This is a genomic window from Streptomyces sp. NPDC059743, assembly GCF_042732975.1.
Taxonomy (GTDB): Bacteria; Actinomycetota; Actinomycetes; order Streptomycetales; family Streptomycetaceae; genus Streptomyces.
In genome coordinates, this window is record NZ_JBHWGS010000005.1 from 50,818 (window position 1) to 69,747 (window position 18,930).

Here is an 18,930-nt window from a genome sequence, read left to right on the forward strand (position 1 = left end):
ACAGCCCCCATCAGCCCTCTCACCGGTCCATCCGTCGCCCGCCCGCTCTATCGCTCGGCGGCGGCCCAGTCGTTGTAGGTCTGTGCTTGGGCGCGCCACATCGTTGCGTAGGTGCCGTTGTGCTGGAGGAGCATGTGGTGGGTGCCTTCTTCGGTGATCTCGCCTCCGTCGAGAACGATGATCCGGTCGGCGGTGCGGGTGGAGCCGAGGCGGTGCGTGATGAGAATGACGGTGCGGTTGGTGCTGAGGGTGCGGATGCGTTCATAGACGGCTTCCTCGGCGAGCGGGTCAAGGGCTGAGGTGGGTTCGTCGCAGATCAGGACAGGGGCGTTGCGGTAGAAGGCGCGGGCGGCGGCAAGGCGCTGCCATTGCCCGCCGGAGAGGTCGCGTCCTCCCCACCAGGAGGGCGCGAGGTTGGTGTCGAGGCCGTCGGGGAGGGTGGCCAGTACGGTGTCGGCTCCAGCGGCGTGGGCTGCTGCGGTGATGGCGGTGTCGTCCTGCGGGCCCTGCCCGAGGGTGATGTTCTCGCGGGCGGTGACGGGCCAGCGGCCGAAGTCCTGGGGAAGCATCGCGAGTTGGTTCCATACCTGTTCGGGGTCGGCGGCGGCCAGGTCGGTGCCGTCCCAGGTGACAGTGCCGCTGGTGGGTGTGTACAGGCCGGCGAGGAGTTTGGCGAGGGTGGATTTGCCGGATCCGTTGGCACCGACGATGGCCAGTACTTCGCCCTGGTGTACGCGTACGTTGATGCCCTTGAGGGCGGGAGGTCCACTGCCGGGGTAGTGGAAGGTGACGTTCCGGGCTTCGATCAGCTTCGGGTTGCGCGGGACGGGCCGGGGCTCGTCGGGGAGGGTGGTGCGGGCGGTGGTGTCGGTGAGGAATCGGTCCCAGTCGTCGAGGTAGAGGCCGGTCTTGTAGGAGGAGTTGGCGCCGTGGACGAGACCGGTCAGGAGGCGCCCGCTGGTCTGGACGGCGATGAAGGCGGTGCCGGCCGTGGCGGGAGGGATGTGGCCGTCGGCGGTGAGCCACAGGAGGGCGGCATAGACGCCTGCGGTGGCGGTTCCGGCGGCGGCATCGCCGAGGATCTGGTAGCGGGCGTGGGTACGGCCGACTTCGGCGGCTGCGTTTTCGAGACGGGAGGTGACGGTACGGAAGCGGTCGAGGAGCCAGCCACGCATGGTGTTGGCGCGGACTTCGAGGGCACTGTCCCGTCCGGCGGTGTGGAACATGAGGGAGTGCCGCAGACGGCGGTCGGCGAGCGTGTGACGGTCGGTGAGGTAGGCGGCGCGGGCTGCGCGGACGGCTGCCCAGCCGCGCGGCACGACAGCGACGAGCAGGAGCGGTAGCAGTACGGGGTGGAGGTGGGTGAGAACGCCGGCGGCGGCGAGGAGCCCGAGGAGTGCCGTGGTGACGGTGGCGAGAGCTTCGGTCATCAGGTGGGCGTCTTTGGCGGCGCGGGTGGCGGCTTCGCTGTGGTCGCACCAGGCGGGGTCGTCGTAGGCGGCCAATGGGGCGCGGGTGGCGGCTTCGAGGTAGCGGATCTCGGCGACGCCGTCGACGCGAGGGCCGATCCTGGCGGTGGTGGCGATGGTGAGCGCGGCCACAAGGGAGCGTACGGACGCTGCCGCGCCGACGACGATGAGTGAGGGCAGCGCCTCGCGCAGACGTTCGACGGTGGGGCCGGGCGCGAACAGTGGCGCCAGGGCGCCGGTGGTGGCGTACAGGCCGAGGGCGGTGACGGCTCCTGAAGTCAGTTGAAGCAGACAGAGCAGGATGCAAGCAGGGCGGTCGGCGGTCCACGCGAGCCGGATGACGATGGCGGACAGGCGGGGCAGGCGTCGGGCGATGGTCCACCAGGAGGTGTCGAGCGCACTGTCGTGGCGTTCGGCGCTGACGCTGTACTGCGGGATGGCCGTCTTCGGCGGCAGGGGACGTCGGCTGCGCGGACTTCGGGTGCGAGGTTTGCCGTTGGCGGTGTCCGCCTGAGTGGTCGTCACATCAGCGGCAACGATTCACTCATTTGGGTGGTCACGGTGGCGATGGGTGGTGAATGAGTGTTCTGGTTCTCCGGAACCTGTCCGGCTTCCCAGAACCTGTCCGGTCCCCGGAGCCCGTCTGCTTCAGATGCGCAGGGCCGGAGCGTAGGGCCAGAGGCGGTCTTCCAGGTCCTGTCCGATGACCTGTCCGTCCGTCTCTGTCCAGGCGTGTGCGCCGGCCGGAGCGGTGCGTGCTCCCAGTACCCAGGTGACGCGGCATCCGCGGAGCAGCGCGGTGAGATAGACGGCCAGTGATTCCTCAAGGCAGGCTGCTCGTCCTGGCCACAGCCGGGCGGAGTTGCGTACCGCGTGGACGAGGATGTCGGCGTGCTCGGCAGTGGCGTCCGGCCTGGGGACACGGGAGAGGACACAGGCGAGGGCGATGACAGTGCGGATGGGAGTGCAGCGCAGCAGAAGCAGGGCGGTGGCAAGGCCCAGCGCACCGGCAAGGCGTTCGACGGCCGACGGAACGCCGTCCGCGGGTATGGGCGGGCGGACGGTGGCAGCGGTCGGCTGCGGGGCGGGGCTGGTACGGGCGGTGAGCAGGCCGGTGTCACAAAGCCGGCGGACGAGGGTGGCCAGGTCGGCGCGGACGGTGTCACGGTCCGCACCGTGGCGGGTGAAGTGGTCGGTGAGTTCGTTGAGGGCCTGGTCGAGGGGCGTGCCGTCGGCGAGGTGGTTCCACAGACGGGCGGCGGTGGAGTTGAAGTGTCTCCAGCTGCCTTTGCCGGTACGGACGTCCATGACCGCGGCGGCGCCGCCGGGCAGGAGGGCGGTGTATGCCTGGGGCATCATGCTGCGCTCCGTCGGGTGTCGGGCTGCCACCAGGTGGCACGGGCGGTCCGCGTCTGAACCTGGTCGAGCCAGAGTTCGGTGACGATCAGGGTGTGGAGATCCGCCAGTGGCGCGGGTGCTCCGGCGATGGCGGATTCGAGAGCGGTAGCGGCGCGGTGGGCGTCGACCAGGCCCGCCTGCGCCAGTTTCGAGGTCGTGATGATGCGCCGCAGTACTGGCGCATTGGCGGCCAGTGCGGTGTAGAGACTGGTGGTGAAGGCGGTCTTGGTCTGTCGGTGGAGCAGAAAGTCGGGTACCAGACCGGTGAACGCGGCTCGGGCGAGCGGCTTGTAGACGCCTTCGCGGACCCGCTGGTAGCTGGGGATGCCCAGGCAGGCGTCGACCACCTGGGTGTCCAGGAACGGCGCGTGGATCGGGACGCCCCATTTCTGGTGGGCGATCGAGTCGAACATCGCATGGCTGTCGGCCATGAACTCCAGTGCCTGCCGGTCGTGCAGCGCCGCCGGAGTGGCATGCGGATCGGCCATGTGGGCGCGGGCTTCGATGAGTTCAGCCACGGCGCGGCGGCCCGTCCGGGTCAGCCAGCCGCCGGCGGAGCCCAGGGCGCACCAGGCCAGGTCCTGCCACCGGGCGGCGCGTTGCGCGATCAGCGGGGCCGGTCCGGCGACGGTACGAGCCAGGCGATCCAGCGCGCGGGGATAGCCGGTGGCCGCGGTGAGCCCCAACTGCCTCCACACCCGCCATGGAGCAACGTGCTGCGAACGGGCGTAGGAGGCGGCGCCGCGCAGTGCGGCACTACGGCGCCCGGCGAGGAACTGGTCGGCGTAGTGGCTGTGGTCCGTCGTCAGGACGTTGTCCCCGCCGCGCCCTGTCAGGTGGACCTGCGAGCCGTAGGCGGCTACGGAAGCCAACTGGGCCTCCTTGACGGCCAGTACACCGAGCGCCAGCGAGGGGATGTCCGTGAACGGCAGCGCGGCCGGGTCGGCCAGGCCGTCGAACTGTGCCACTCCCGTCTGCCGGGCGTCGACGACCTGGTGGGTGATGCCGCCGACCTCGGCGGCCACGCGCCGGGCGTAGCGGACGTCGTCGTCCTCGGCCAGATGGGCGTCGGTGTAGGTGACGGCCAGCACCGGCCGACTGCGGACGGCGATACAGGTGAGCGAACTGCTGTCCATACCTCCGGACAGATCGGCGGAGACCCGCCGGTAGACATGAGCACGGCGTTCGACTGCCGTGGTGAGGGCGTCACGAAGCCGCCGTACCCCCGCATCGAAGGTCAGCGCGACCGGTTCGCCTGCGGATACGGCATACGGTTCGGCACCTTCGCCCAGGACCAGAGCATGGCCGGGCGGAACACGCCGCACTCCTGCGTAGTGGGCCTGGTCGTGCTGGACATCGACACCGGTCACCGTCAGGTCGGCCAGCAAAACCGGCAGATTCGGCGTTGTGCCGACCAGGGCAGCCAGCGGCGCAGCCGCCGTGGCCCACCAGACGACGCCGTCGCACTTGAGCCAGTACACCGGAACCACGCCGGCCCGGTCCCCGGCCACCCGCAGCACGCCGCCGGACCATACAAGGGACAGATGCGAGCCCGGCAGACGCACCGTGGGCGCGAGGTCCCCGACACGTGCTGCTGCCAGAGCCGCCCGTCGTTCGGACGTGTCGGCCAGGCAGTGCCCGGCTGTCACCAACTGAATGTCGGGCGCGGCACAGAGCGCCGTTTCCCGGGCCTCGTGACCGATGGCCCAGGCGCGCGTTCCGGGCCAAGCCAGGATCTCCCGACCGGCGACCGGCCGGATGCCGGGTGTACCGGCCGTGGCTCCGACAGTGAACATCCCGGCGACGAAGCGCGCCATCACCGGCCTCCTTCCACTCGCGAATCCGACAGCGGAAGCGCCCGGGGCGACCGGATCCTCACGGTCGTCCCGGGCGCGGACCTCAGTCCCCGATCACCGCGTTACCGGTCAGTGCCAGTACTCGGTGTCGTCCTGGCCGTCCCTCTTGTTGCTGCCGAGGGTGGCGCCGGTGACCGTACCGATCTCGGTCACCACACCCGGCTGGTACTCCTCAGGGGCCACGGGAGCAGTGGTCTGCTGGTTCATCAGTGCCTCCACAGTGAGTTCCGCCGCTCAGAACCGCTCTCCGGCGTCCGGCCGGAGAAGTGCGCGGCGGGCTGTGCACCTCACGATGAGGCAGCTCCGCCGCCGCCGACAGGCATGAGGCGGGTGCTGTACCGGTGCGGTCACGAGCACCCTGAGAGCACCTTCACGTGGTGTTCCGCTCGGACGGGCGCCCCGGCTACCGTCTGTGTGTTCGGCACTACGCGGCCACCTTTCCTCAGGAGGCGCAGGCTGATGCATCCTCTGAAGCGGGCGCTGGAGGTCCGTGGCTGGAAACCACCGGAGTTCGCCCGCCGATTACGGGAACACGCCGCCCGGCGCGGTATCCCGGTCGGCACGGGGAAAGACGGCGTGTACCGGTGGGAGGCCGGCCGACGGCCGGACCAGAGAACCCAGCGCCTCATCGCCGAGCTGCTGGGAATCGCCGCCACCGCGGTGAAGCAGCATCCATGGCCGGGCTGGCTGGCCCTGGACCCGCTTCAGCAGCCCGCCGCACACAGTTGGGACGCACCGGGCGCCATCCAGGCGCTGCACGAGGTGTCCGGGAGGGAAACCGTCACCATGGACCGACGACTCTTCGTCCACTTGACCGGCGGGGCACTCACAGCCTCACTCTGGTCCTGGCTCACCGCAGATCCCGCCGCGGCCGGCCAGCTCACCCACAGCCGCCGCCTCGGCGAGACCTCCATCACCCACGTCGAGGAACGGGTACGTCAACTCCGCCACGCGGACGATGTCGACGGCGGCGGCCAGCTCCTCACCGAGACGGCGCTGAGCCTCCAGATGACCGTCCGGTTGCTGAAGGACCGCAGCTACACCGACGCCCACGGCGCCCGCCTCCACGCAGCCGCCGCCGATCTGGCCCGTATGCACGCCTGGGCCGCCTTCGACGTCCACGACACATGCGCCGACAGCATCTTCGAGGCGGCACTGCGCTCCGCACACGCGGCCTCCGATACCGCGCTCGGCAGCCATATCCTCGCCTTCTGGTCCATCGCCGCCAACAACTCCGGCCGACCGGCCGACGCCGAAGCCATGACCACCGCCGCGCTCTCAGCCGCTCGCGGACGCACCACACCCCGCGTCGAAGCGATGCTCCTGTCCCGCCGCGCCCGGGCCCGCGCCCACCAGAACAACCCAGCCTGCTTCGCGGACCTCGACCGGTCCGCCGTACTCCTGGACACCGGCAGAACGGACGACGACCCGGAGTGGGTGTACTGGTTCGACCAGAGCGAACTCCTCGGAGCCCTGGCCTCCACCCACCTCGACATGGGCCGCCCCGACCGCGCCGAAACGGCATTCATCCAGACCGCCGCGCTCTCTCCCGCTGACCGCGTACGGACACAGACACTCTTCCTCGCCCGCCGGGCGGACGCCCAGTGGCGACAAGGCGAATTCGAGAGCGCGTGCGCCACCGGCGGCCAGGCCCTCGACCTCACCGAGGAGATCAGCTCCCACCGTGCCGCAGGCCCTCTGCACGACCTCGCCCGCCGTATGCAGCCTCACGCATCGGTCCCCGCCGTCCGCGACTTCCGCGAACGCGTCACCACCACCCTCGCCGCCACTTGAGCGGCCCTCTTTTTGGGGCTCGGTTCGCCTCCGGGGCGCTTTATGTCGGTGCCGACAGTCGACCGTGCTCGACCCTTCGTTCCTCAGGGCCTCCGCGCGCTCTCCTTTTCGGCACCGACGCGCCCCTTCGGCTCACTCGCCGGCGAACCGAGCCCAACAAACTACGGCAGGAGCCAGTCCGCGCCCAGGGCCGCAACCAGGCCCGTGGCCAGTAGCCATAGGCCCAGGCGGGTGCGGCCGTGGCGGTTGAGTTCTATTACTACGCCGCACAGGATCATCGCCAGGCCGTAGACGCCGACCACCAGGACCGAGGTCCGTTGGGCCAGTCGGATCAGGAGCAGTACCGCCAGCGCCGCGAGCAGGAATGAGGCCAGGGCGATTCCGGTGCGCCTTGCCTGACGAGGTGTCAGGCCGTCGCGCTCGGGCTCCGGCATCGGCGTGTGCACGGCCTCGTCCTGGTCAGATGCGCTCATGGACCGCGAGCGTAACGGACATCCCAGAAGGTCCGCCCGTTAGGCTGTTCATATGACGACCGTAGCGCGCCGCAGGATGGGCGTCGAAGAGCGGAAGCAACAGCTCATCGGCGTGGCGCTGGAGCTGTTCAGCCACCGCTCCCCCGACGACGTCTCGATCGACGAGATCGCGGCGGCGGCCGGTATCTCACGGCCGCTCGTCTACCACTACTTTCCCGGCAAGCAGAGCCTGTACGAGGCCGCCCTGCGCCGTGCCGCCGACGATCTGGCGGACCGGTTCGTGGAGCCGCGCGAAGGGCCGCTCGGAGCGCGGCTGCTCCGGGTGATGGGACGTTTCTTCGACTTCGTCGAGCAGCACGGCCCCGGTTTCTCCGCGCTGATGCGCGGCGGTCCCGCCATCGGCTCGTCCACCGCGACCGCGATGGTCAGCGAGGTACGGCAGGCCGCCTACGAGCAGATCGTGGCCCATCTCGGCGTCGGCCGCCCGCCCGCGCGGCTGGAGCTGGTCGTACGGTCCTGGGTGTCGCTGGCCGAGACGACGGCGCTGCTCTGGCTGGACGGCCGGCGCATTCCGCGCGCCGAGCTGGAGTTGCAGCTCGTGCACGACTTCGCCGCGCTGGCCGCGGTCAGCGCCGCGTACGACGAGGAGATGGCCGCGATCCTGCTCCGTATCGTCGCGGACGAGCCGGCCGACGGCGCCTTCGGCGATCTCGTCGGCCGGCTCACCCGGCTGGGCGGCGTCCAGCCTCAGCCGTAGACCACCGTCACCGGTGGCCCGCCGTCAGCCGTAGACCACCGTCACCTCGGTGAAGCCCAGCGAGCGCAGCAGGCCCTTGAGCATGCTGGTGGTGTTCTTCTCGGCTCGCTCGGTCAGTTCGCTCTCCTTGGCCGCGTCCGAGATATGCCGGGCCGCCAGCCGGTTCACGGCCCGCTCGTCGGCCGGGTTGTCGGAGAAGAGGTCTCCGAGCCGGTCGAGCAGTCCGCGCTGTTTGGACACGGCGTACGAACGGTCCGGGTCCAGGGCCGCTTCGCCCAGGCGTGCGTGCGGCAGCCGGATCGTCGCGGAGGTGCGCGCCTCGTCCGTCGTGACACTGCCCGCGCCGAGGCCGCCGAAGTCGACGTACGAACTGACTGTGCCGGCGCCCACATAGAGCGTCCGGGTGCCGCGGATCGCGTCCGGCAGATACTTGGCGTCCTTCTCCAGATCCACCACGACCTGGAAATTGCCAGAAGCCGCCTCGTAGCGGTCAAGGTCTTGAATGGATTCGAGCAGAGTCGGTCCCGTACGGTCGTGAGTCTCCTCGCCGAACAGATTGCCGAATCCGGGCAGCAGATCGAGCCGGCTGCCGAGGAAGAGCAGCGCGGCCACGACGACCAGAGTGAGCGGGATCCTGCTCCAGCGCGGCGGCCGGGCGGTGCGCGGCTTCGCGTCTTTCACGTCGGTGGACGTCATACCTAACGGATGTCCCGCGCGAGCCGGTTCACACGGCGCTCACGCACCGGGTTCCAGAAGCGTCCTGTGCGGTCGGTCCGGCCCGCGGCGGGACGGACCGACCGCACAGTCCTTAGCGAACCGCCTCCCCCGCCCTGAACACCGCGACCGTCCGCGCCGGCACCATGAACGTGCCCGAGCTCACCTCGTACGCGGCCTCCCTCACCGTACGGTCCGCTCCTTCGGCCTGCACCGGGTGCAGGGCGTACGGCCGTCCGGCCAGGGCCGCCACCCGCTCGCTCCGCGCCCTCGGTGTCGCGTTGAAGACCACCACGAGATCGCCGAGGCGCATGGTGATCGTTCCCGGTGTCTCGTCCGGTCCGGAGAGCGGGAAGGACAGCGCGGAGCGGACCGCGTCCGTGGACGCCAAGCTGAAGACCGGCTCCGTGGTGCGGATGCGCAGCAGGTCCCGGTACGCGGCCGAGGCGCCGTCGATCTCCGGACAGCCCTGCGTGAGCGCCGGATTGACCAACAAGGGCTTGGCATAAGGCCACTTGGCCTCGTTGTCGGCCGCCGGCGGCAGCCCTCGCCCGAAGCCGTTGCCATTGCCGTTGCCGTCCCCGCAGTCCCAGTGGATCGCGTTGAACCAGTCCCCGCTGTCGTACGAGTTGCGGTCCAGCGACTTGGAGCGCAGCAGATCCGTACCGGCCTGGGAGAGGGCCGGGCCCTGCGAGAGCGCGGCGGTCGCCAGGGCCAACACCTGCATACGGGCGCGGTCCGCCGCCGAAGTCGCCGCGGGCAGTTTGAAGGCCAGGGCGTCGTACAGCGACTCGTTGTCATGCGCGTCCGCGTAGGCGAGCGCGTCGCCCGGAGCCTGCGCGTAACCGGCCGGCGCTCCGTTGTAGTCGACCTGCGCGCCCGTGACCGTACGTCCCGAGGTGTCGGTGAAGGAGTATCCGGCGAGGTTGCCGGTCAGCCCCACCTTGATCAGATCCTGGTAGTGCAGCAGCCGGGCCTTCTGCTCGGCCGAAGTGCCGTTGGCAGCCGAGGAGTTGGGATCGGTGTAGAGGCCGGAGGCGAAGCCCTGGATCCCGGGATCCTCGTCGAAGGGTCCTCCGCCGCGCACCGCGTCCCGCGCCCGGTCGGAGAAGGTCGCGACACCGGTCCCGGCCATGTGCTTCTGCGTGGCCTGGACGAAGCGCGCGTCGTCGGCGATCTCGCCGAAGTTCCAGCCCTCGCCGTAGAGGACGATCCGCTTGCCGTCGACACCGTCCTTCGCCACGGTCAGCGCGTCCAGCGCCTCCCGTACGGCGAGGATATTGGCCTTCGGATGATGGCCCATCAGATCGAAGCGGAAGCCGTCGACCTTGTACTCCTTCGCCCAGGTGACGACCGAGTCGACCACGAGCTTGCCCATCATGGCGTTCTCGGGCGCGGTGTTGGCACAGCAGGTGGAGGTGGCGACAGTGCCGTCGGCCAGCAGCCGCTGGTAGTAGCCGGGCACGATCCTGTCGAGGATCGACTTGTCGTCCTGGCCGCTCGCCACGGTGTGGTTGTAGACGACGTCCATGACCGTGCGCAGTCCGGCGCCGTTGAGCGACTGGACCATCCGCCGGAACTCGACCGTACGCGCCGGCCCTTCCGGATCGGAGGCGTACGAGCCCTCGGGCACGGTGTAGTGCAGCGGATCGTAGCCCCAGTTGTACGCGTCCTTCGCGGCGCTCGCCGCGACACAGGCCTGCTGCTCGGCCGAGTCGGGCGCATACACCTTCAAGTCGCAGGCTGGAGTGGTCTGTTCGGAGGCGCGCTCCGGGATGGTGCCGATGTCGAAGGCCGGCAGGAGATGGATGTACGACGTGCCGGACGCGGCCAGCGCGCGCAAGTGCCTCATCCCGTCCGAGCCGCTGTCCGTGAAGGCCAGATACCGGCCCGGGTGCTTCGACGTACGGTCCGCGACCGAGAAGTCACGGATGTGCAGCTCCTGGATCTGCGCGTCCCGCAGCGGAACGGCCGCGGGCTTACGGAGAGTTGACCAGCCCTGCGGCGCGAGCGCCGGATCGGCCAGATCCACGACCAGACTGCGGGCCGAGTCGGTGGTGAGCGCGGTCGAGTAGGGATCGGTGACCTTGTTGGTGACGACCTTCTGGACACTCGGCGCCCAGACCCGTACGGCATAGCGGTACGGCTTGCCCGCCCAGCTCTTCTCACCGGCCGCCGACCAGACGCCGGAGGCCGCATCGCGCCTCATCGGGACGGTACGGCCGTCGAGTTCGAGATCGACACGCTGGGCGGTCGGCGCCCAGAGCGAGAGAGTCGGCCGCCCGTGGTGGAACACCGGACCGAGGGCGGCTCCGACCGCGCGGGCGCTGTACAGATCGTCGAGAATGCCCTGTGTCTGTACGCCGGTCGCCGCGAGCAGCGCGCCGTTCGCGGCCCGCTGGGTGGCGATGAGCTGCCCGGACAGCGACTCGCGGACCCTGTCCCGGTCGCGGCGGTCCACCGTGAAGGCCGGCAGGTCCTTGAGATGCGGGAAGGCGGCCCGCTGCGAGTCGGTCAGGGCCGACGGAGTGAGCCGGAGCCACTGTCCCTCGTCGGAGAGCGCGCCGTCCTCGACCGTGATCCCGCCGTCACGCGCGTATACGAGCTGCTGACTGGTGGCGGCGGTCGCCTTCACATCCCAGACGACGGTGTCCGCGTCGATCCACTGCGCCTCGGCCTTGGTGAGGTCCAGGCTCGGACCGGATCCGATCTGCGGCAGGAGATACGCGGGCTGCCCGGCCAGCAGCCACACCTCATGGCCGTAGGTCGCGAGATCGAGCGACTGGTCGGACGGGAGGTCCTTCTCGTCGCCCTTGTGGAGGATATAGCTGAGCGAGGTGGCGCCCTCGGCGAGCGGGACCTCGAAGGTCACGCCGTACGCGTCGCTCCGCACCGGCTGGAGCGGCTTCGACCAGTCGGTGGGCGTCGCGGCGCCGGTCCAGGTGTGCAGTCCCCAGCCGTCGTACGCGCCGTCCGCGCGCTGGTAGTGGAGGATCGCCTTCGTCCTGTCCTGCGGCGGACGGGCGCCGTCGGGCGGTGTTTCGGACTGGCCGTCCTCGCCCTGCGCGATCCACACCTCACCGGTACGGGCGAGCTCGACGGTGCGCTGCGGGCCGTCGGCCGGGCCGCCGCCCTGCTTCTCGACGGTGTACGGGACGCTCGATGCGCCCTCGGGCACCTTGATCCAGGCGAAGGCGCCGTACGCGTCCCGGCCGGTGAACGCGGCCGACGCGTCGCCGTCGCCGGAGGTGAGCCGCCAGCCGTCGTAGTCGCCCGCGGGCCGCTTGTAGTGGACGATCGCGTAGTCGCGCTCGACGGCCGACGGCTTGTCGGGCGCAGGCGCCTGCCCGGCGGCCGACGCGGCGGTCGCGCTCGCGGTGCGGCCCGCGCTGTCGACGGCAACCGCCTTGTAGCGCAAGGGCGTTCCTGCGGCGGTGTCCGCGCCGATGTGCTGCCTGACCTTGTACGGTGCGTGGTCGGCGGTGCCGAGCGTCCGCCACGTGCCGTTACCGGTCTGGGCGGCGAAGACGACACGGTTGAGCCCGCCGCCCGTGACCTGCGCGGACAGCTCGACGGTGCCGGTGGCGCCGGGCGCCGGGGCCTTCAGGGCGATCGTGGGCCGCTCGGCGGGCGCGGGCAGCGGCTCGGTCGCCTTCAGCACCAGGGAGGACAGCGCGGGCACGGTCACGGTGAGGCTGCCGCCGGCTGCGGCACGTACCGTACCCGTGCCAGTAGCCGTACCCGTACCTGAACCGCCGTACAGCGTACGGAAAGTGGTGCCCGCAGCCGAGCCGACAGGGATCTCGACGGCCCGGTCACCGGTGGCGTTGTTCACGGCGACGAGATATTCGGTGCGGGCGCTGACGTCCGTGCGGGAGAAGGCGTACACCGAGTCCTTCGCGTGCCGCTCCGTCTGCACACCGTCCCGCAGCGCCGGATGCTCCTTGGTGAGCTTCGCGAGGGCGGCGATCGAGCGGTACAGCGGATGCACGGGATCGTACGCGTCGGAGGCGTGCGTACGGTCCGTGCCGAGCTGGTCGTCGTCCAGATAGTCGGCGGTCTTCGAGGCGAAGAGCGTCTGCCGGGCGTCCTTGTCGCCGCCCGCGCCGGTGAAGCCCTGCTCGTCGCCGTAGTAGACCACCGGATTGCCCCGGGACAGGAACATCAGCTCATTGGCGAGCCTGGCCCGTCCCAGCAGCTCGCTCTCACCGGCCTGCGGATTGTCCTGCCGCAGGAAGGTGCCGATCCGGCCCATGTCGTGGTTGCCGAGGAAGGTCACCTGCTCATAGGCGTTGGCCTTGTCGGTGGTGTACCGGTAGTCGTCGGCGAAGACCTGGGCGAGCCGGTCGGCGGACGCACCCTGCGAGGCGTACGCGCGTGCCGCGTCCTGGAACGGGAAGTCGAGCGTCGCGTCGAGCCGCCCTTGTGTCACATAGGGCGAGGTGATCGCCGTGTCCGCCGAGTAGACCTCGCCGAACATGAAGAAGTCGTCCCGGCCCCGCTTCGCCGCGTACGCGTCGAGCGCCGTCGCCCACTGCGTCCAGAAGTCCAGGTCGACATGTTTGACGGTGTCGACACGGAAGCCGTCGATGTCGAAGTCGCGGACCCACTTCTCGTAGATCTTCTCCATGCCGGCGACGACCTCGGGACGCTCGGTCCACAGATCGTCCAGACCGGAGAAGTCGCCGTACTCGCTGCTCTCGCCCGCGAAGGTGGAGTCGCCGCGATTGTGGTACATGGCCGGGTCGTTGAGCCAGCCCGGGACCTTCCGCTCGCCGGTGCGTACGACCGGTGTGTACGGGAAGGAGTCGGCGTCGGCCCTCGCTGCTTTCAGGTCGGAGGTCCGGTCGTCGAAGGGACGGCCGTCCTTGTCGAGATACGGATAGGCGCCCTTGGGCCGGTAGCCGTAGGCCTTCTCCGCATAGTCGACGGTGTCGGCGGTGTGATTGGTGATGACGTCGAAGAAGACCTTCATGCCCTTGTCATGGGCCTTGTCGATCAGTGTCGCCAGCTCGGCGTTGGTGCCGAAGTGCGGATCGACCTGGGTGAAGTCCGTGATCCAGTAGCCGTGGTAGCCGGCCGAGGCGTCCTTGCCCTCGCCCTGCACCGGCTTGTTCCTGAAGATCGGCGCGAGCCAGATCGCGGTGGTGCCGAGTCCCTTGATGTAGTCGAGCTTGCCGGTCAGGCCCTTGAGATCGCCACCCTGGTAGAAGCCCTTGTCGGTCGGGTCATAACCGGTCTCCAGCCGTGAACCGGTCAGCCCGCCACGGTCGTTGGCCGGATCGCCGTTGGCGAAGCGGTCGGGCAGGACGAAGTAGAACTGCTCACGGGTCAGATCGTGGCGTACGGGCTCGGCGGCGAGCCGGGCGTCCGACGGCGGCGCGGGCGGCCTTGCGGCGGCGGCCGGCAGCGCGGGCACCAGCGCCGCGCAGAGGGCGGCGGCGAGAACGGCGGGCACCGTTCTTCGCAGAGGCGGGCGTGTCACTCGGGATCTCCTCGGAGGTACGGGTGCGGGATTGGTCTCCGGTAGCCGGACGGGCAAAAACCAGCCCGTCCGGCGATTGAGGACAAAACAGCGGCGGCAAAAGCTAGTTGCGCCAGGTGTCGTTCAGCGTGACCTTGCCGGACGCGGGCACCGTCGCCGTCCGATTGGCGCCGCTCTCCCAGGTCACCGCGCCGGCCGCGTCCTTGCGGAGGTACTTGTACTCGAAGGACGTACCGGCCGGCAGCGCCACATCGAGCTTCCACACCGGATAACTCGCCGGATCGAGCTTCAGCGCGCTGCCGGTGTTCCAGTTGCCCAGCGCCGCCTGGTTGCCGATGACATAGATGTTCTGGCCGAGCTGAGTCGTCGCGTTGACACCGAAGGACGCGCCCGACGTACCGGGCCCCGGATCCGTACCACCGCCACCGCCCGTGCAGGTACGGGCGCCGGTGTGCAGGGCGACCGCCGTGTTCGGGCCGAGCGTCGCCGTGAACTGTCCCGAGCCGTTGACCGTGACCGCCCTGCCGCTCTGCACATCGCAGTACGTGCCGCCCGCCAGCGAGGTCTGGAACGTACGGGTCAGCGAGGAGCCCTCATGGTTGATCGCGACATAGCCCGCGGAGCCCCGGCCGAAGGCGATCTGGTCGCCTCCGTTGTCCCACCAGTTGGTGACGGCCTGCCCGCGCGTGGTGTTGCGGAAGCCGACCATGGACGAGATCTCGCGCCACGCGTGCTGGCACTTCCATCCGTCGCTGTAACAGGCGTTGACCGTACCGCCGTTGGGCGGGCCCGCGTCATTGCTGCCGAACTCGTATCCGGAGTGCACATCGGGCGAGCCGTACGGCCAGGCCAGCATGAACACATTGGCCAGCGTGTAGTTCGCGCCGTCCTTGTAGCTGAGTGTGTCGCCGCCGCGCTCGGTGTCGTGGTTGTCCACGAAGACCGCCGACCGGCCGGACTCCATATAGCCCCAGCCCTCGCCGTAGTTCTTCAGATAGGCGAGGTTCTCGTTGTTGAAGACCTGCTTGAGACCGCGCGCGTACCGGAACTCCTGCACATCGCCGTTGCCGAGGTACTCGCTCGGCGAGACCGCCTCGCCCGCGCCGTAGATGGCCTCCTGCTTCCAGTAGACGCCCGGATTGCTCAGCCTGCTCTTGATGTTGGCGAGATCGGCGGCGGGCATGTGCTTGGCCGCGTCGATCCGGAAGCCGTCGACGCCGAGCGAGAGCAGATCGTTCATGTACGACGCGATCCGGCCGCGTACGTAGTCCTCACCGGTGTCCAGATCGGCCAGGCCGACGAGTTCGCAGTTCTGTACGTTGCCGCGGTCGCCGTAGTTGTTGATCTGCGACCGGCAGTCGTCCATGTCGGCGCCCGAGTAGATGCCCGGGTAGTTGTACTTGGTGTACGAGGAGCCACCGGTGCCGGTGCCGTCGCCGGCCGCCATATGGTTGATGACGGTGTCGGCGACGACCTTGACGCCCGCCGCGTGACAGGTGTTCACCATGTTCGAGAAGGCGGCGCGGTCACCGAGCCGTCCGGCGATCTTGTAACTCACGGGCTGGTACGAGGTCCACCACTGGCCGCCCTGGATGTGCTCCTGCGGCGGTGAGACCTGGACATAGCCGTAGCCGGCCGGGCCGAGGCTGTCCGTGCACGCCCTGGCTATGGAGTCGAACTTCCACTCGAACAGTACGGCGGTGACGTCCTTGGTGCCCGGCGGTGCCGCCTGGGCGGTCCCGGCCGGGACCGCGAGAGCGGCTGCGGCGCCGGCCACGAGGGCGAGCGCGGCGGCCAGGGATCTGCGAGCCATGGTTCCTCCTGCACTGGTGAAGGGAGGTGCGGGTGACGGGAGGTGCGGGTATCGAGAGGTGCGGGTAACGGTGACGGTTGGTGCGTACGGCCTCGTGCGGCGACGCGCTCGTGCCCCTCAAGGCCCTGTGCGGATGGTGCCGGTGGTACGGCTGGAGCGGTCGGTACGGATGGCTCCGACGGGACGGTCCCGGTGGCGGCCGGTACGCACCGCGGCGGTGGAGCCGCGTACGACCAGCTCGGGCTGGAAGACATACTCGATGCGCTGTACGGCACCGCCGCCGATCTCCTCCAGCAGCGCGCCGACCGCGGCGGCGGCCATGGCGTGCACGGGCTGGCGGACCGTGGTCAGCGGAGGATCGGTGAAGGCGATCAGCCGCGAGTCGTCATATCCCACGACCGAGAGATCGCCCGGTACGTCGAGTCCGCGCTCCCTGGCCGCCCGTACGACTCCGAGCGCCATCAGATCGCTGCCGCAGACGATGCCCGTACAGCCGAGGCCGAGCAGCGCGCCGGCCGCGACCTGGCCGCCCTCGACTCCGTACAGCGTGGTGCACACCAGCTCCTCCGCCTCGCGCCAGGCCAGCCCGAGCAGCCCGACCGCCGCGTCGAGGAAGCCCTCGCGCTTGCGCCGGGAGGGCACATACCGCTGCGGTCCGGTGGCCAGTCCGATCCGCCGGTGGCCCAGCTCGGCGAGATGGCCGACGGCCATCCGTACGGCGGCGTGGTCGTCGGCCGAGACGAAGGGCGCGCTGACGCGTTCGTTGTAGCCGTTGATCAGGACGTACGGCACACCGCGCGCGGCGAGCGCGGCGTAGCGGGCGGGATCGGTGGAGGTGTCGGCGTGCAGTCCGGAGAGGAAGACGATGCCGTCGACCTCGCGCTCCACGAGCTGCTCGACCAGTTCGTCCTCGGTCGCGCCGCCCGGTAACTGGGTGCAGAGGAGCGGTGTGTAGCCGTGTCCGGCGAGGAGTTGCTCAACGGCCTGGGCGAAGGCCGGGAAGACGGGATTGGTGAGTTCGGGTGTCACCAGCCCGATCAGTCCGGGAGGCCGCGCGGGCGGGATCTGCCGGGCGGATTCCGCCGGAGCGCCGCTCGGCGGGACAGGTCCATGAGACGCGGTGGGTCCATGAGGCGCGGGCGGATCATGGGACCGGCCGGAACGTTCCTGCCCGAGGACGCCCAGCGCCGCGATCACACGCTCGCGTGTGCTGTCCGCGACACCGGGCCGGCCGTTCAGCACCCGGCTGACGGTGGCCTCGCTGACCCGGGCCCGGCCGGCGATGTCCACCAGCCGGAGCCCGTCGGTGCCTCGTGCCGCCGCTGACGGTCTTGTCGCGACCGGTCCCGGCCGCCCGCCCGCCGCAGGGCCCGGTGCGGCGCCGCCAGGCCGCCGTGCCGTGCCCCGCGGCGGGAGTTGGCTCACACCGTCCACCACCCCGTCGTGTTCGCGGGCAGCTCGGTCTCGGGACCGTCCGCCGAAATCGGGTGGCTGGACAGCAGCAGGCTGCCGCGGACCGGGATCCGTACCGCCCTGTCCGTCGTGTTGACCGTGCACAGGAAGCCGGGCCGGGCGAAGACCAGGACGCCCTCGGGCGCGTCCAGCCACTCCACCGACGCGCCGGCGCCCAGGCCCGGGTGTTCCTTGCGCACCGCCAGCGCCGAGCGGTACAGCTCCAGCGTGGAGTCCGGATCGCCGGTCTGGGCCTCGATGCTCAGCGGGCCCCAGTCGTCCGGCTGCGGCAGCCAGCTCCCGCCCGCGCCGAAACCGTACGAACTGCCCTCCCGCGTCCAGGGAATGGGCACCCGGCATCCGTCACGGAAGCCGTCCTGACCGTCCGCGCGGAAGTACGAGGGATCCTGTCGCGCCTCGTCGGGCAGATCGGTGACATCGGGCAGCCCGAGCTCCTCGCCCTGGTAGATGTACGCGGAGCCGGGCAGCGCCAGCATCAGCAGCGTCGCCGCGCGGGCCCGGCGCAGTCCGAGCGTACGGTCGCCCGCCTCCCTGGTCTGCGTACCGCCGCCGGGCGGGCCCGCGAACCTGGTGGCGTGCCGGGTCACATCGTGGTTGGAGAGCACCCAGGTGGCGGGCGCGCCCACCGGCCGCATCGCCGCCAGCGAGACATCGATGACCTCGCGCAGCGCGGGCCCGTCCCACGAGGTGCTCAGATACTGGAAGTTGAACGCCTGGTGCAGCTCGTCGGGACGTACATAGTTCGCGGTGCGTTCGACCGTGGGCGTCCAGGCCTCCGCGACGGCGATCCGGTCGCCGGGATACTCGTCCAGGATCCTGCGCCACTGCCGGTAGATCTCGTGCACTCCGTCCTGGTCGAAGAACGGCATGACGTCGTTGCCGAGCAGCCTGAGCTGGCCCGAGCCGCCGATGTCCGGCAGTCCGTCGGCCTTCACCAGTCCATGGGCGACATCGACGCGGAAGCCGTCGACGCCCATGTCCAGCCAGAACCGCAGGATCGAGCGGAACTCGTCGGCGACCGCCGGATGGTCCCAGTTGAAGTCGGGCTGCTCCGGCGCGAAGAGGTGCAGATACCAGTCGCCGGGAGTGCCGTCCGGATCGGTCGTCCTGGTCCAGGCGGGCCCGCCGAAGATGGACTCCCAGTCGTTGGGCGGGAGTTCGCCGCTCGCGCCCTTGCCGGGACGGAAGTGGTAGCGCTCGCGCAGCGCCGAGCCCGGCCCTTCCCGCAGCGCCCGCTTGAACCAGTCGTGCTCCTGCGAGGAGTGGTTGGGCACAAGGTCTACGACGACGCGCAGGTGGAGCTCATGGGCGTCACGAATCAGCGCGTCCGCGTCCAGCAGCGTGCCGAACATCGGGTCGATGGCGCGGTAGTCGGCGACGTCATAGCCCGCGTCGGCCTGCGGCGACGCGTAGAAGGGACTGAGCCAGACGGCGTCGACGCCCAGCTCCCTGAGATACGGCAGCCGGCGGCGTACCCCGTCGAGATCGCCCATGCCGTCGCCGTTGCCGTCGGCGAAACTGCGTGGGTAGACCTGGTAGATCACCGCGTCCTGCCACCAGCCGTGGCGGTGGCCCGGGGCGTCGTCGGACGTGCCGGTCAGAGGGGCAGCGAGGTGCTGGGTCATGTCATCCCTGGAGTGTCTGGGGGGAAGGGAGCGGCACGCCGGGCCTGGCCGGCCGCGCGCCGCCGTCGTCGTA

At 70.0% G+C, this 18,930-nt stretch carries 12 protein-coding genes; 2 read left to right on the forward strand and 10 right to left on the reverse strand.

Annotated elements, in window-relative coordinates; translation table 11 throughout:
* Positions 1-47 precede the first annotated feature (47 nt).
* From ACFV6H_RS10745 to ACFV6H_RS10760, 4 genes are all read right to left on the reverse strand, one after another.
* Entirely contained in the window at positions 48-1,994 is a 1,947-nt protein-coding gene (locus ACFV6H_RS10745) for an ABC transporter ATP-binding protein (RefSeq protein WP_385540496.1), read from the reverse strand.
* A gap of 123 nt (positions 1,995-2,117) precedes the next feature.
* Positions 2,118-2,828: a lasso peptide biosynthesis B2 protein gene (locus tag ACFV6H_RS10750; protein ID WP_385540498.1), complete on the reverse strand. Its 711-nt coding sequence runs from the start codon at positions 2,826-2,828 to the stop codon at positions 2,118-2,120.
* Positions 2,825-4,684 carry an asparagine synthase-related protein gene (locus ACFV6H_RS10755; RefSeq protein WP_385540500.1) on the reverse strand — a complete coding sequence of 620 codons (1,860 nt, stop codon included), beginning with the start codon at positions 4,682-4,684 and terminating at the stop codon, positions 2,825-2,827. Before ACFV6H_RS10755 ends, ACFV6H_RS10750 begins: the two co-directional genes overlap by 4 nt.
* A 108-nt stretch (positions 4,685-4,792) precedes the next feature.
* Positions 4,793-4,930: a hypothetical protein gene (locus ACFV6H_RS10760; protein WP_384987153.1), complete on the reverse strand. Its 138-nt coding sequence runs from the start codon at positions 4,928-4,930 to the stop codon at positions 4,793-4,795.
* A 252-nt stretch (positions 4,931-5,182) separates the two neighbouring features.
* On the opposite strand from ACFV6H_RS10760, the gene ACFV6H_RS10765 reads away from it, so the two are divergent.
* On the forward strand, positions 5,183-6,517 hold the full coding sequence (locus tag ACFV6H_RS10765) for an XRE family transcriptional regulator (protein WP_385540502.1): 1,335 nt from the start codon (positions 5,183-5,185) through the stop codon (positions 6,515-6,517).
* Positions 6,518-6,678: 161 nt separating this feature from the next.
* Here the strand turns inward: ACFV6H_RS10765 and ACFV6H_RS10770 are convergent, their stop codons facing one another.
* On the reverse strand, positions 6,679-6,990 hold the full coding sequence (locus ACFV6H_RS10770; RefSeq protein WP_384987149.1) for a hypothetical protein: 312 nt from the start codon (positions 6,988-6,990) through the stop codon (positions 6,679-6,681).
* 52 nt (positions 6,991-7,042) lie between these two features.
* On the opposite strand from ACFV6H_RS10770, the gene ACFV6H_RS10775 reads away from it, so the two are divergent.
* On the forward strand, positions 7,043-7,747 hold the full coding sequence (locus ACFV6H_RS10775; protein WP_384987147.1) for a TetR/AcrR family transcriptional regulator: 705 nt from the start codon (positions 7,043-7,045) through the stop codon (positions 7,745-7,747).
* Positions 7,748-7,771: 24 nt separating this feature from the next.
* Here ACFV6H_RS10775 and ACFV6H_RS10780 read toward each other — a convergent pair whose 3' ends face one another.
* The 5 genes from ACFV6H_RS10780 to ACFV6H_RS10800 form a co-directional block, all read right to left on the reverse strand.
* Positions 7,772-8,443: a DUF4230 domain-containing protein gene (locus ACFV6H_RS10780; RefSeq protein ID WP_385540505.1), complete on the reverse strand. Its 672-nt coding sequence runs from the start codon at positions 8,441-8,443 to the stop codon at positions 7,772-7,774.
* Between the two features lie 112 nt (positions 8,444-8,555).
* Complete coding sequence (pulA, locus tag ACFV6H_RS10785; protein WP_385540507.1) at positions 8,556-13,946, reverse strand: pullulanase-type alpha-1,6-glucosidase; 5,391 nt, start codon at positions 13,944-13,946, stop codon at positions 8,556-8,558.
* A 103-nt stretch (positions 13,947-14,049) separates the two neighbouring features.
* Positions 14,050-15,759, reverse strand: coding sequence for a carbohydrate-binding module family 20 domain-containing protein (locus tag ACFV6H_RS10790; protein WP_385540509.1), 1,710 nt, complete (start codon positions 15,757-15,759; stop codon positions 14,050-14,052).
* A gap of 117 nt (positions 15,760-15,876) precedes the next feature.
* The gene (locus tag ACFV6H_RS10795) at positions 15,877-17,193 is read right to left on the reverse strand and encodes a LacI family DNA-binding transcriptional regulator (protein ID WP_385540511.1); all 1,317 of its coding nucleotides are present in this window, start codon (positions 17,191-17,193) and stop codon (positions 15,877-15,879) included.
* A complete protein-coding gene (locus ACFV6H_RS10800; RefSeq protein WP_384787597.1) occupies positions 17,181-18,857 on the reverse strand; it encodes an alpha-amylase family glycosyl hydrolase in 1,677 nt (558 codons plus the stop codon). Before ACFV6H_RS10800 ends, ACFV6H_RS10795 begins: the two co-directional genes overlap by 13 nt.
* Positions 18,858-18,930: the final 73 nt, after the last annotated feature.

Coding starts and splice junctions, on each gene's coding strand:
- ACFV6H_RS10750 (WP_385540498.1), bottom strand. CDS start 2,828: ATGATGCCCCAGGCATACACCGCCCTCCTGCCCGGCGGCGCCGCCGCG.
- ACFV6H_RS10755 (WP_385540500.1), bottom strand. CDS start 4,684: ATGGCGCGCTTCGTCGCCGGGATGTTCACTGTCGGAGCCACGGCCGGT.
- ACFV6H_RS10760 (WP_384987153.1), bottom strand. CDS start 4,930: ATGAACCAGCAGACCACTGCTCCCGTGGCCCCTGAGGAGTACCAGCCG.
- ACFV6H_RS10765 (WP_385540502.1), top strand. CDS start 5,183: ATGCATCCTCTGAAGCGGGCGCTGGAGGTCCGTGGCTGGAAACCACCG.
- ACFV6H_RS10770 (WP_384987149.1), bottom strand. CDS start 6,990: ATGAGCGCATCTGACCAGGACGAGGCCGTGCACACGCCGATGCCGGAG.
- ACFV6H_RS10775 (WP_384987147.1), top strand. CDS start 7,043: ATGACGACCGTAGCGCGCCGCAGGATGGGCGTCGAAGAGCGGAAGCAA.
- ACFV6H_RS10780 (WP_385540505.1), bottom strand. CDS start 8,443: ATGACGTCCACCGACGTGAAAGACGCGAAGCCGCGCACCGCCCGGCCG.
- ACFV6H_RS10790 (WP_385540509.1), bottom strand. CDS start 15,759: ATGGCTCGCAGATCCCTGGCCGCCGCGCTCGCCCTCGTGGCCGGCGCC.
- ACFV6H_RS10800 (WP_384787597.1), bottom strand. CDS start 18,857: ATGACCCAGCACCTCGCTGCCCCTCTGACCGGCACGTCCGACGACGCC.